Consider the following 13,949-nt stretch of genomic DNA (forward strand, 5'->3'; position numbering starts at 1 on the left):
AAGCATGAATTCTTCAGCTTTTTTCTTAAATCAAATTTACTTTAAACTATTTACTTTTTGAGTATTCATCCCATATTTTATCGAATGTTAATTTTTCTTCCTCCGTCAATTCGACTAATGGAAGTCTGAGTGATCCTACTTCTACCCCTATTTTAGATAAGGCATATTTTACAACTACAGGATTTGGATGCTCAAATAATCCTTTTATGACCGGCAAAATAGATTGATGAATTTCAGCAGATTTCGCATGATTTCCTTCTAAAAATGCTTGAACCATTTCTTGCATATCCTGGCCGATCACATGAGACGCAACCGAAATAATGCCTGAGCCACCAATTGCAAGTAACGGCAATGTCAAAGAGTCATCTCCACTATAAACATGGAAATTATCATCTGTTCCAGCTAAAATTTTCGTCATTTGATCTAAACTACCACTTGCTTCTTTCACTAGTTGGATATTTGGAATCTTACTTAATGCAATAACAGATTCCGGTTCTAAATTGACTACAGAGCGTCCTGGAATATTGTATACGACAACTGGTAAAGTAATCGCATTTGCTATTGCTTCAAAGTGAGCAATCATACCTCTTTGATTTGGCTTGTTGTAATAAGGAGTCACAATCATGATTGCGTCTACTCCTAGTGCTTCTGCTTCTAAAGAAAGATCAATCGATTCTGCTGTGTTATTACTACCTGTTCCCGCAATAACAGGAACTCTATTATTTACCTTTTCTACAACGAACTGAATAAGTGTTAGCTTTTCATCCGTCGTTAATGTTGGAGATTCACCTGTTGTACCACATACAACAAGTGAGTCAGTCCCAGTAGAAAGTAAGTGTTCAATAAGCTTTTCTGTTGCAATAAAATCAACGGAACCGTCTTCTTTAAACGGTGTAACCATTGCTGTCGAAATATGTCCAATATTCATCTGTTTACACCTCTTTATAAAATACCTTCTTCAACTAATGCTTCTGCGATTTGAATCGAATTTAGCGCTGCTCCCTTTAGTAGATTGTCTGATACAATCCACATATGAAAACCTTTGCTATTAGCAGGATCTTTACGAATTCTGCCAACAAAAACATCGTCTTTATTTTCTGCAAAATATGGCATTGGATATTGCTGCTCTTCTGTAGCATCTTGAACAGTTACCCCTTGCGCATTTGCAAGCAATTGTTTTAACTCTACCACAGATACATTTTCTTTTTCTACTTCAATATAAACAGATTCGGAATGTCCTGTAATAACTGGTACTCGCACGCATGTTGCTGCGATTGCTAGCTCAGGCAACGACATAATTTTTTTCGTTTCATTCATCATTTTATGCTCTTCTAATGTATAACCATCTTCACCAAATACATCTATTTGTGGGATAACATTTCCAGCAATCGGATAATGTTTTTCTGCACTTTTTACTGGAAGAATTGCAGGATTTGGATTATTTTCTTTTATATTTTCACTTTGATTTGTCAGTTCATGAATTGCAGCTGCTCCGGCACCTGATACAGCTTGGTAAGTAGATACAATCACTTTATTTAAACCGTATTGTTGTCTAATTGGTTCAAGTGTGCAAACCATTTGAATAGTCGAACAGTTTGGATTAGCAATAATCCCTGTTTGCTCATGCAACGCTTGCTTATTCACTTCTGGAACAACAAGTGGAATATCTTTATCCATCCGGAAAGCACTTGTATTATCAATAACAATTGCGCCACGACTACTCGCTTCTTTTGCTAATGCTTTGGAAATAGAGCCCCCCGCTGAGAAAAATGCGATTTGAACTCCTTTAAATGCCTCAGGTGTTGCTTCTTCAATCGTATATGTTAAGCCGTTTACTTCGACTTCTTTACCCGCTGAATTTTTTGAAGCTAAAAGTTTTAAATTAGCATAAGGAAAGCTTCTCTCTACTAGTTTTTCGATAATCTTTTGGCCGACAGCGCCTGTCGCTCCAACTACCGCTACAATATACCCTTGTGACATTAAAAGCTCCCCTTTCAAAATCAAAACATATTGGCGATATTGTATCATAAATTACATGAAAATACATCATCTATTATATTTATGATGAATAATTTATAAGCAAAGGTTGAAATTGCTTTGCTTGAATGGCATGTTCTACTGTAGGAACTATTTTTGAAAAGTCTGCAATGAGTGAGTTTGGTTTAGTTTGAGGATTATCTTGACCAAAGGGGATGAAATACACATTTTTTGTCGTTAACAACTTCATAATATTAACGCCATTAAGACCGAGTGCATCGTTTGTAGATATGCCAAGAACTACTGGTTTACCATTGCGTAAAGTTGCTTTGGCAGCCATTAATACAGGAGAATCTGTTTGCGCATTCGCAAATTTACTAATAGAGTTTCCAGTCATTGGAGCAATAATCATACAATCTAAAGGATTCGTTGGACCGAATGGCTCTGCCTCTACAATTTTCGATACGACTTTGCTTCCACTTGCTTGTTCAATCTTTTCAATCCATTCCTCACCTGTTCCAAATCTCGTAGCAGCTGTTAATACAGAATACGTAATAATTGGAACTACTATCGCATTTAAATCTGTAAACTTCTTAATCATAGGAATTACTTCTTCATACGTACAATGGGAAGCAGTAATACCTAATCCTATTCGACGACCACTTAACACTATTTTTCCCCCTCCAATAAAGCCAATTGAGTTTGAACTGCCCTTGCGATTAAATAGCCTGCATCTTGTGGAAAATATAATCCTGGTAAACTCGTTGAATGGACATAATTAGCTGGTGCACTTTCTTCCGAATGCAGCAGACAGCCAGGATTAGATGCAAGATCATAAATTTTATTGAAATAACTTGCTTCTTCATGCGCTAACCATCTAAATGGAATCGTATTGATCAAATAAGCATTTTTATCTTGTTGGCGCTCCATCACTTGTTTAAATGTTTCTATTTGATAGCCATAGCTTTTCGCTTCAAAAAGCTGATGCTCCGACCGCACGGAAATAATTACTTCCGCTCCTAAATGATGCAGTGCAAACGCTAGCCTTTTACCAACTCTTCCGTAGCCGGTAATGATAAACTTTTTATTGTATATCGACTGTTTTTCATGCGCATAAAAGTAATTAATAAAACCTTCTGCCGTTAAATTAGCATTATCCCATATCCACTGTTCATCTTCTAAATAATTGCAAATATGTCTATTCCTTTGCTTAAAAGCATTTTCTATTTCTTCATTTTTTTTGCCAACAAATACAACATGACATGATTCTGGTAATTGAAACTGCGTTTCTATCGTTAACGGATGAATCGGTAAAAAAATAATTTCGGGTTGGAAATCATCTATAGCATTTTTCAATTCAGTATCCCATATTGTTTTAGCAAATAATTGTACATTCAGATCAGCACATAATATTTCTCGCATATACAGAAATCTCTCATCCGAGCCAATAATCGCACATTTTTTCATGAATATGCACTAGGATCGTTCAAATTGTCTGTTTCGTTGAATAAAATACGATCTTTTCCGATCAATATGATTTCTTCCCAGGAAATAAATTCTTTTTTCTTAGTTGATTTATTCCCTTGAAAAAAAGAAGCTGATTTTTGAAATACTTCAAATCCTTCAATCTTCCCTGTTTCGGGATTAAACAGTAATTCTGTATTTGCTAATTTTCCGTATCTTGCTCCATCTTTCACTTGAATAAGCTCTTTCTCTGCAAGTTCTGATAGTAACAAACGCTTCCCTCCCTTAATTACTTCTACTTATGTATATGCCTTTTCCCCGTACAAAGTGATTAGAAAAGATTCTTTTAGTTTCTGGCTCGCTTTTGCCTTTGCAATGAAAGTTGAAAGGTACAACTGTAAGAAACCGTTGATTTCCGCTTCTGCGGACGCTTTTCGCGGGTATGGCTTCAATCTCCTCGTCGCTTCGCTCCTGCGGGGCTTTCAGCTCATACTATTCCCGCAGAAGTCGCCGCCTCCACTCCAATCAACTAGTGCAATACTTACGATTTATAAAGTAGAGAAAAAGATGAATAACAAAAGAGATTTCCAGATAGGAAAGTGGTTATTCCGCTTCTAGTATGCGTTACAGGAACTGCTTGTCTTCCTCTATTTCTAAAATGAGCCGTGCATAAGAAAAAATTGACTTATTGTAGCCTGTCTATAAATTACGCTTAAAATATATTAGCAATCGCTCCCTTAGATTATTGAGAAGTAAAGACAATGGATTACATTCCTGTAAGTGGAATGGATGGAGTGAAGTGCGACGACTCCAGCGAGACCAGCGCTAGTCGAAGACCCCGCAGTACAGTGAGGACGGCTGTGGCAACGCCTGCGTCCGCTTGGATCCAACCTACAAAAAAAGCCGATCATCACTGATCGACTTTTTTAGGCATTATAATAGAAATTGCAGGCTCATGTGAAAAAATCTCTTTTGACAACGCAGTTACAGACGCAAGCGTTACTTCGTCAATCGACTCAATCACTTCATCAAGTGAGCGATGACTGCCGTAAAGCAACTCATTCTTACCATTTCGGCTCATTCGTGCATTTGTACTCTCCAAGCCTAACATTAAATTCCCTTTAAGCTGTTCCTTCGAATTTTGGATCTCAGTCTCCGTAAATCCTTTTTCCTCAATTAAACGAATCGTCTCTTGAATAGAAGTTTTCAGTTCCTCTAACTGCGAACTTGAAGTCCCACCATAAATCGCAAGCACACCAGTATCCTCATAAGAAGAATGATACGAATAAATAGAATACGCTAGCCCTTTCTCTTCCCTAATTTCTTGGAAAAGTCTTGAAGACATACTACCACCTAAAATACTATTTAACACTACCAAACTATAAATATTATCCGAATTCGCACTTAACCCAGGATACCCAAAACAAATATGTCCCTGTTCTGTTTCACGAAATTTCTCCGTAAATGCCGCTGTTATCTCCGGTACACTTTTCTCTGTAGCTACCCTGCTCGGCAACTCGAAATCCCCGAAAAGTTTTTCAATATGTTCTAAAAATCCTTCTTGAATATTTCCAGCTACTGATATAACGACATTTTCAGGCGTATAATGCCTTTCCATATAAGAAACGATCGAATCTGGTGTAAAACTATTCAGCGTTTCTAATGTCCCTAAAATCGGAGCTCCTAAAGGATCATCTCCAAACATCGCTTTCCACAAATACTCATGCACAATATCATCAGGCGTATCTTCCACCATATTAATTTCCTCTAACACAACTTGTCTTTCTTTTTCAAGTTCTGTTGGATCAAATAAAGAATTAAAAAACATATCCGCAAGTACTTCTACTGCATACGGAGCATGATGATCTAACACTTTTGCATAATAGCATGTATTTTCTTTTGAAGTAAAAGCATTAATATTTCCACCAATACGATCAAATTCTTCTGCTATTTGTCTTGCTGATCTCGTCTTTGTTCCTTTAAAAAGCATATGCTCAATAAAATGCGTTAAGCCATTTTCCTCTGGGAGTTCGTATCTCGATCCTGCATGTACCCATATTCCAACTGCAACAGAGCGTACATGTGGAATATGCTCAGAAACAATTCGAAGCCCATTATTACAAGTAATTTTATTTATCAATTATTGCACCTCGATCTATTGAATTTACGTATTTAAAAAGGTTGTCGTAGACCTCTGTCTACGATCAACCTAATGTGTTGGTTTGTTCATATATATGTTATGATTGTTCCTTTTGTTCTGCACGTTCTTTTTCTTCTTGAATAACAACTTTTCTAGAAAGATTAACGCGACCTTGATTATCAATTTCGATCACTTTTACTAATAACTCGTCGCCAAGTTTTAGTACATCTTCTACGTTTTTCGTACGTTCTTCTTGAATTTCAGAAATGTGTAGTAATCCGTCTTTACCAGTGAAAATTTCCACAAAAGCACCGAATTTTTCAATTCGTTTTACTTTCCCTAAGTGGTATTCACCAACTACAGCTACACGAACGATATCTTCAATAATTTTCTTCGCGCGTGCAATCATGTCTTCATCTGGAGACGCGATATAAATTGTACCATCTTGCTCTGTATCAATTTTTACGCCAGTTTCATCAATGATTTTATTGATTTGTTTACCACCTGGTCCGATTACATCACGGATCTTATCAGGATTAATTTTAATAACAACAATTTTCGGAGCATATTTAGATAATTTTTCACGTGGTCCAGAAATCGTTGCAAGCATACTTTCTAGTATTTGCATACGACCAACTTTAGCTTGTGCTAATGCTTCTTCTAAAATTGTTTTTGATAAACCATCGATTTTAATGTCCATTTGAAGCGCTGTAATTCCTTTTGCTGTTCCAGCTACTTTAAAGTCCATATCTCCAAGATGATCTTCCATCCCTTGAATATCCGTTAAAATTGTATAGTGTTCGCCTTTTTTCACAAGACCCATTGCAATACCAGCAACCGGTGCTTTAAGTGGAACACCAGCATCCATCATTGCAAGCGTCGATGCACAAATACTTGCTTGAGAAGTTGAACCATTTGATTCTAATACTTCAGCAACAAGACGAAGTGTGTACGGGAAATCTTCTTCACTTGGAATTACTGCTTCAAGTGCACGTTCTCCTAGCGCACCATGTCCGATTTCACGACGACCTGGAGCACGAATTGGACCAGTTTCCCCAACACTAAATTGTGGGAAATTATAATGGTGCATAAATCGTTTTGACTCTTCCACGCCAATTCCATCGATTATTTGAACATCACCTAGCGGCCCTAGCGTACAAATACTTAATGCTTGTGTTTGACCACGTGTAAATAAACCAGAACCATGTGTTCTTGATAAAATGCCAACTTCAGAAGAAAGTGGACGAATTTCATCTACTCCGCGACCGTCTGGACGAATTTTGTCTTCCGTAATTAGTCGACGAACTTCATCTTTTACCATCGCATCTAAAATTTCACGAACTTGTTTTAAATCAGCATCAGTTGCTTCTTTTTCTGTAAATTGATCCATTACTTCTGTTTTCACTCCACTAATTGCATCTTCACGAGCATGCTTTTCTTGTACTTGGATTGCTTGTACAAGTTTTGTTTCGCAAAGGTCTTTTACTTCCGCAAAAAGATCCTTATCTAATTCAAACAGCGTAATTTCTTTTTTCGCTTTACCAATTTCAGCGACAATTTTTTCTTGGAATTCAATCAGTTTCACGATTTCGCTATGACCAAACATAATTGCTTCCAACACAATTTCCTCAGAAACTTCTTTCGCTCCTGCTTCTACCATGTTAATCGCTTCTTTTGTTCCAGCTACAACAAGATCTAGAATACTTTCTTTCATTTGATCAACAGTTGGGTTAATGATAAATTCATCCCCAATAAGACCAACTTGTACACCTGCAATCGGTCCGTCAAACGGAATATCTGACACGCTAAGTGCTAAAGAAGAACCTAACATTGCAGACATTTCTGTACTACAATTTTGGTCTGCAGACATAACGATAGAAATTACTTGCACTTCATTACGGAAACCATCTGGGAATAAAGGACGGATCGGACGGTCGATTAAACGGCTCGCCAAAATCGCTTTTTCAGAAGGTCTACCTTCACGTTTAATAAAACCACCTGGAATTTTTCCAACAGCATATAGTTTTTCTTCATAATTAACTGTCAATGGGAAAAAGTCTAACGGTTTTGGATGTCTTGAAGCAGTAGCTGCTGTTAATACTGTTGAATCACCATATCTTACTAGAACTGCTCCATTTGCTTGCTTAGCAAGTTGTCCTATTTCTACTTGTAATGGACGACCTGCCCATTCGTACGTAAATACTTTCTTTTCACTCATTTATAAAGGGCTCCTCTCGACTTTAAAACTGCTTATATAAAAGTTATATGTATCATAAGTAGTGTATCAAATATATCCAAACTATGCGAAAGATTTTTGCGCAAAAGAAAAAGCGGGATAATTCCCGCTTTTCTAAGTGTCATCTTATCGACGTAAACCAAGTTTTGCGATTAGATCACGGTAACGTTGTACTTCGTTTTCACGTAAGTATTTTAATAAGTTACGACGACGTCCAACCATTTTGAATAGACCACGACGTGAGTGATGATCTTTCTTGTGTGTACGTAAATGTTCGTTTAAAGAATTGATTTCTTCAGTAAGTACTGCGATTTGAATATCTGCAGAACCAGTATCGCTTTCGTGAGTTCTGTACTCAGCGATTAATTCATTTTTACGCTCTTTTGTAATTGCCATTGTTTGTTTCCTCCTAAAAATTTATAATATCCCCTAATCCTGAGCAATCGTTGGAGAATCGAAAAAGCCAAGGAACGGTTAAGCACAATTTTGTACTACAAAAGAATAACATAATCCTATATTAGAAGCAACTGATTAGTTTTTTTCGAAATAGTCGATCGCTACTAATTTATCTTTCCCAATTTGCATTTTTAATTCGTCTATACCATTAAACTTTTGCTCAGAACGTATTCGTTTATACCAATGAACGATTACTTCTTCCCCATAAATAGATTGGTCAAAGTTAATAATATGGACTTCTATGGATAGCTTCTTTTCATCTGGGTTATTAAATGTTGGTTTATATCCAACATTACAAACACCATTATGCCATTTTTCTTGTACACATATTTTCACTGCATATACACCTGTTGCTGGTGTAAATTGTCCTTCCATTAGTTGAACATTTGCAGTAGGAAAATTGATCGTTCTACCCCTTTTATCACCATGCACAACGACTCCAGATAACATAAACGGACGTCCTAATAGCTCTTTCACTTCTTCCATATTACCTGTTTTTAACTCGGCTCTAATTCGTGTAGAACTAATTTTATCACCTGTACATTGTTGTTTTTCCACAATGGAAACTGTGTAACGTCCATCAGCTAGCTGTTCCATATGCTCCATCGTCCCTTTGCCAAAAGCACCAAAAGTAAAATCAAAGCCAGCTGTTACATTCTTCACATTTGCATGTGTAATAAATGAATCGATAAACTGAGCTGGTGTTAGTTTAGAAAAATCTGAAGTGAAACGTACAACAAATAACGCGTCCACTTGTAGCTCTTTTAATATCCCTATCTTTTGTTCGAGTGGTGTAATATAAAATACTTTTTCCTTACTTTTACCAAGCACTAAGGAAGGATGGGGATCAAATGTCATGACCGCTGTTTTAATGTTCAGCTCTTTCCCTTTATCGATGGCTTGTTGAATAACTGCTTGATGCCCTCTATGTACTCCATCAAAGAACCCAATTGCTAACGAGTATGCATCATTGTTTACATTTGAATATAAATGATTTGGATAAGATAAGTGATGTACTTCCATTATTAGTCCCCTTTTTCAGTTGAAAACATTTTCTCTGGTTTCATCATACCACTTTTTGTTGGATGCTTAATATAAATTGCCTTCGGATTTTCATTTTTGGTAAATACCAATTTTTCATTTGTTTCAAGAAGAGGATTCGCTGGAATAACTTGACCATTGCCTATACTTTTCTCTAAATCATCCGTAATTTCTATTTTTGGCCAGCTTTCCAATGCATATTGAATTGGATAAATAGATGGGTCTAACTGCTCCTTATTTTTTGCTTCTTCTACCTCAGAAAGAGTTAAGCATTGAGATTTAGTAAAACTCCCTGATCCCGTTCGAACGAGTGCAGACATATGCGCAGGGAAGCCTAGTAATTCTCCGATTTGAACTGCAAGCGTACGAATATAGGTGCCTTTACCACATTTTATCTCGAGAGAAAATGTAATATCTTCACCACTAAAGCTAGTAGATTCATCGAGTAATTCTAAGTTATATATTGTTACAATACGGCTTGGTCGTTCCACTTCTATTCCTTTTCGTGCGTATTCATATAATTTTTTTCCATTCACTTTCACTGCTGAATACATAGGAGGTGTTTGTGTAATTTCTCCAGTTAATTGTGCCAGTGTTTGTAAAATTTGTTCTCGTGAAAAATGTTTCGCTGTTTTATCTTGCTCCACTATTTCTCCGTCAGCATCTTCTGTTGTAGTAGAAGTTCCAATAGATATCGTGGCAACATAGGTTTTTCCTTCATTCATAATATACTCTGAAACTTTGGTAGCTTGTCCTAAACAAATTGGCAGAACACCTTCTACACTCGGATCTAGCGTACCAGTATGACCGATTCGTTTCATCTTTAATATTTTTCGAAGTTTGAACACACAATCATGTGAGGTCATTCCTTTTTCTTTCCATAACGGAAGAATTCCTTCGTACATTTGTTTCACCCCATTTTTTCATATATAGCATCAAGCGTGTTGATTATCCATTTTATATTTTCGTTCGTTTTCTAGATATAGTGCGTCTTAACAGTAGTTTCCGCTGGGATTTTCGCTACAGGGGTGGACGCTTTCCGCGGGCGTTGCCTCAGCCGCTTCCTTCGCATGCGCTCAGTCCAGGGTCTTCGACTAACGCTGTTCCCGCAGGATCCGCCACCCCTTTCGCTTCAATCCAGTAGAGCCAGCTACTTATTTAGAATGGTAGAGACATTTCTTAAAAAGAGAGGGGAATGCATTTCCAACTAAATACGCAAGAATTCCAACTAAACCGTCCATTTTTCCAACTAAGTAGAGGGAAGTAAAATGAAAGTGTAAAAGTATTAAGAAGAGGCAAAATCATCATCACTTTTATAGATAAGTCCGAGCCGCCATGAAAAATTGCCTATATAAATAGTCAAATACTTATTGCCGAAGCGCGTTGGGCCGCATGAGCCGAAGTATGAGACCCACTTGGGCGCAGCACAAGTTGGCTCATGCAAGGTGCGACAAGCGCGAAGGCATAGTGGCTATTCACTAAGACACACTATTTCTAAAGTATGAATGAAGGCATTTTATCTTTCCTATCAACACAATTTTTTAAGAAATAGGATAATCAACAGGCATGATATAGCAAAGAAGTCTGCTTTTATGAAAGCAGACTTCTTGTTTTATTCTTCTGATGGCTTATTGATCTGTCTTAACAAATCATCAATTCGGTTTCCATAAGCTGCAGATTGATCAATTTCAAAAAGTAGTTCAGGCGTAATGCGTAATCTAATACGTTGGCCGATTTCTGAACGAATAAACCCTTTTGCTTTTTCCAAAGCTTTTAAAGTAGATCCATTGTTTCCATCAAGGACAGTAATATAAATTGTCGCTTGTTGAAGGTCTCCAGTGACTGCTACATCCGTTACAGTGATAAAGCCTACGTTAGGATCCTTTAGTTTACGACCAATAATCTCGCCTAGTTCTTTTTTCATTTGCTCAGCAACTCGGTTTGCGCGCATCGACATGATGGCTACACCTCATTTTCTGTCTATAGATATTCTTTATTGATTTCAATACATTCCCATTCAGGATTAGACTCCAAGTACCGTATAGCATGCATAAGCTCACGCTCTGCCGCTACTTTATCAGAAGCAATTGTAATAATTCCGATAAGCGTTCGCTGCCATACGTCTTGATGATCTAGTTCACTGAGTGAGACATTGAATTTTTGTTTTGTTCGGGTGAGCATTCGTTGTAGGACTGCTCTTTTTTCTTTCAATGAATGTGCAGTAGGAATTAAAAATTCGCATTCTGCATATACAATCATTTTCGTTTAATTTCTTCCATGATATACGCTTCAATAATGTCATTTTCTTTCATGTCATTAAAGTTTTTAATCGTAATACCACACTCATACCCTTTTGCTACTTCTTTAGCGTCATCTTTGAAGCGTTTTAATGTATCTAATTCACCTTCAAAAATAACAATTGAATCACGAATAATTCGAACGCCGCTATCTCTAGTAATTTTACCTTCTGTTACGTAAGATCCAGCAATTGTACCAACTTTAGAAACTTTAAACGTTTCACGAACTTCTGCTTGACCAATAATTTTTTCTTGGAATTCTGGATCAAGAAGTCCTTTCATTGCAAATTCAATTTCTTCGATTACTTTATAAATAACTCTGTGTAAACGAATATCTACACCTTCTTCATCCGCTGCACGTTTTGCATTAACATCTGGACGAACATTAAATCCAATTACGATTGCGTTAGAAGCTGCTGCAAGGCTAATATCTGATTCTGTTATTGCACCTGCACCTGTATGGATAATTCGAACATTTACACCTTCAACTTCGATTTTCATAAGAGAAGCTGCCATTGCCTCCACAGTACCTTGAACGTCTGCTTTAACAATTAAGTTTAACTCTTTCATTTCGCCTTGTTTCATTTGATCAAACAAGTTGTCTAATGTTACACGCGTTTTTTCAGAACGTTGGTTAACTTGAGCTTTTGAAGCTCTATTTTCCCCAACTTGACGTGCTGTTTTTTCATCTTCAAATACGACAAAGCGGTCTCCTGCTTGTGGTACTTCGCTTAAACCTGTAATTTCAACTGGTGTAGAAGGACCTGCTTCTTTCACACGACGACCAAGATCGTTTACCATTGCACGTACACGTCCAAATGCATGACCTACTACGATTGGATCTCCAACACGTAATGTACCATCTTGAACTAATAATGTAGCAACTGAACCTCTACCTTTGTCTAATTGTGCTTCAATAACTGAACCTAGTGCAAGTCGTTTTGGATTTGCTTTTAATTCAGCGACTTCAGAAACAAGTAATACCATCTCAATAAGATTATCGATACCATCGCCATTTAAAGCTGAGATTGGTACGAAAATTGTTTCTCCACCCCAAGCTTCTGATACTAATCCATGTTCTGTTAACTCTTGCATTACACGATCAGGATTAGCTGATGGTTTATCCATTTTGTTTACAGCAACAATAATTGGCACTTCCGCTGCTTTCGCATGGTTAATCGCTTCTACTGTTTGTGGCATAACACCATCATCAGCTGCAACTACAAGTATTGTAATATCTGTAATTCTCGCACCACGTGCACGCATTGTTGTAAAAGCAGCATGTCCCGGAGTATCTAAGAAGGTAATTTTTTTGCCATTGTTAACAATTTGGTATGCACCAATATGCTGTGTAATACCGCCGGCTTCTCCTGCAGTAACTTTTGTATTTCGAATAGAGTCAAGTAGAGTAGTTTTACCATGGTCAACGTGTCCCATAATTGTAACTACTGGTGGACGCTCCATTTTGTTTGCTTCATCTTCTTCTGTTGTTTCGATTTCGAAATGAGCCTCTAAATCTGTAATATCAATTTTGATCTCTTCTTCTACTTCTACTCCGTAGTCTGCACAAATTAACTCAATTGCATCCTTATCCAATTCTTGGTTAATAGTTGCCATTACACCAAGTAAAAACAGTTTTTTAATAATCTCAGATGGCTCGCGCCCTAATTTTTTTGCTAGTTCTGTTACTGTTAATGATTCAGTGAATGTGATTTGAGCAGGTAATTCTCTTTCTTTTCTTGGAACTGGTGGTTGAACAGGTGTCGTTGGCCCTTTTCTTCTCTTTTGGAATCTTTGACCTGGTCTTTGTTGTCCACCCTGTCTATTTTGCCCACCTGGACGACTATTAGCCGCTGGTTTATTGTTCGTAAATACTTTACCTTGGCTATTCGTATTAGGAGCTTGAGTAGCTGGTCTTGATTGACCTTGACCTTGGCTTGCTGGTCTTGACTGACCTTGCCCTTGGCTTGCTGGTCTTGATTGGCCTTGCCCTTGGCTTGCTGGTCTTGATTGGCCTTGACCTTGACTTGCTTGTCTTGATTGGCCTTGACCTTGGCTTGCTGGTCTTGATTGGCCTTGACCTTGACTTGCTGGTCTTGACTGGCCTTGGTTTGCAGGACGATTATTCTGTCCAGCTGGTTTAGATTGTGTTGAATCTTGAGGTTTAGATTGTGTTGTTTTTTTATAAATACCGTCCAATTTTTGAACTGCATCTCCTTCGAGCGTAGACATATGGTTTGTTACTTGAATATTAAGCTTTCCTAACTGCTCAATAACTTCTTTACTTGATTTTTCTATTTGTTTCGCGTACTCATGAACTCTGATTTTAGTCATTAGC

Annotated in this window: 13 protein-coding genes; all 13 read right to left on the reverse strand. The window is 37.4% G+C overall.

All coding sequences use genetic code 11. The features are described 5' to 3' along the window. Window positions 1-46: 46 nt before the first annotated feature. Window positions 47-928 (reverse strand): 4-hydroxy-tetrahydrodipicolinate synthase, encoded by an 882-nt coding sequence (gene dapA, locus RUH95_RS02390; RefSeq protein ID WP_313891213.1) that lies wholly within the window; start codon window positions 926-928, stop codon window positions 47-49. A 14-nt stretch (window positions 929-942) separates the two neighbouring features. Beyond that, the gene (locus tag RUH95_RS02395) at window positions 943-1,980 is read right to left on the reverse strand and encodes an aspartate-semialdehyde dehydrogenase (RefSeq protein ID WP_313891214.1); all 1,038 of its coding nucleotides are present in this window, start codon (window positions 1,978-1,980) and stop codon (window positions 943-945) included. A 79-nt stretch (window positions 1,981-2,059) separates the two neighbouring features. Next, a complete protein-coding gene (locus RUH95_RS02400) occupies window positions 2,060-2,647 on the reverse strand; it encodes a dipicolinate synthase subunit B (protein ID WP_313891215.1) in 588 nt (195 codons plus the stop codon). After that, complete coding sequence (locus RUH95_RS02405; RefSeq protein WP_313891216.1) at window positions 2,647-3,399, reverse strand: NAD(P)-dependent oxidoreductase; 753 nt, start codon at window positions 3,397-3,399, stop codon at window positions 2,647-2,649. The genes RUH95_RS02400 and RUH95_RS02405 overlap by 1 nt, the downstream gene beginning before the upstream one ends. A 41-nt stretch (window positions 3,400-3,440) precedes the next feature. Further along, complete coding sequence (locus RUH95_RS02410; protein WP_313891217.1) at window positions 3,441-3,713, reverse strand: YlmC/YmxH family sporulation protein; 273 nt, start codon at window positions 3,711-3,713, stop codon at window positions 3,441-3,443. A 638-nt stretch (window positions 3,714-4,351) separates the two neighbouring features. After that, on the reverse strand, window positions 4,352-5,581 hold the full coding sequence (locus RUH95_RS02415) for a M16 family metallopeptidase (RefSeq protein ID WP_313891218.1): 1,230 nt from the start codon (window positions 5,579-5,581) through the stop codon (window positions 4,352-4,354). Window positions 5,582-5,678: 97 nt separating this feature from the next. After that, window positions 5,679-7,799 carry a polyribonucleotide nucleotidyltransferase gene (gene pnp / locus RUH95_RS02420; RefSeq protein WP_313891219.1) on the reverse strand — a complete coding sequence of 707 codons (2,121 nt, stop codon included), beginning with the start codon at window positions 7,797-7,799 and terminating at the stop codon, window positions 5,679-5,681. Between the two features lie 144 nt (window positions 7,800-7,943). Continuing rightward, complete coding sequence (gene rpsO, locus RUH95_RS02425) at window positions 7,944-8,213, reverse strand: 30S ribosomal protein S15 (protein WP_313891220.1); 270 nt, start codon at window positions 8,211-8,213, stop codon at window positions 7,944-7,946. Window positions 8,214-8,348: 135 nt separating this feature from the next. Beyond that, window positions 8,349-9,296, reverse strand: coding sequence for a riboflavin biosynthesis protein RibF (gene ribF / locus RUH95_RS02430; protein ID WP_313891221.1), 948 nt, complete (start codon window positions 9,294-9,296; stop codon window positions 8,349-8,351). 2 nt (window positions 9,297-9,298) lie between these two features. Continuing rightward, window positions 9,299-10,219, reverse strand: a complete 921-nt coding sequence (gene truB / locus RUH95_RS02435; RefSeq protein WP_313891222.1) for a tRNA pseudouridine(55) synthase TruB — start codon at window positions 10,217-10,219, stop codon at window positions 9,299-9,301. Window positions 10,220-10,926: 707 nt separating this feature from the next. Next, the gene (gene rbfA / locus RUH95_RS02440) at window positions 10,927-11,271 is read right to left on the reverse strand and encodes a 30S ribosome-binding factor RbfA (protein ID WP_313891223.1); all 345 of its coding nucleotides are present in this window, start codon (window positions 11,269-11,271) and stop codon (window positions 10,927-10,929) included. Window positions 11,272-11,294: 23 nt separating this feature from the next. Further along, window positions 11,295-11,573, reverse strand: coding sequence for a DUF503 domain-containing protein (locus RUH95_RS02445; protein WP_313891224.1), 279 nt, complete (start codon window positions 11,571-11,573; stop codon window positions 11,295-11,297). Then, a complete protein-coding gene (gene infB / locus RUH95_RS02450; RefSeq protein ID WP_313891225.1) occupies window positions 11,570-13,945 on the reverse strand; it encodes a translation initiation factor IF-2 in 2,376 nt (791 codons plus the stop codon). Before infB ends, RUH95_RS02445 begins: the two co-directional genes overlap by 4 nt. Window positions 13,946-13,949: the final 4 nt, after the last annotated feature.

The sequence above is a fragment of the Psychrobacillus sp. genome, from assembly GCF_032154225.1.
GTDB lineage: Bacteria > Bacillota > Bacilli > Bacillales_A > Planococcaceae > Psychrobacillus.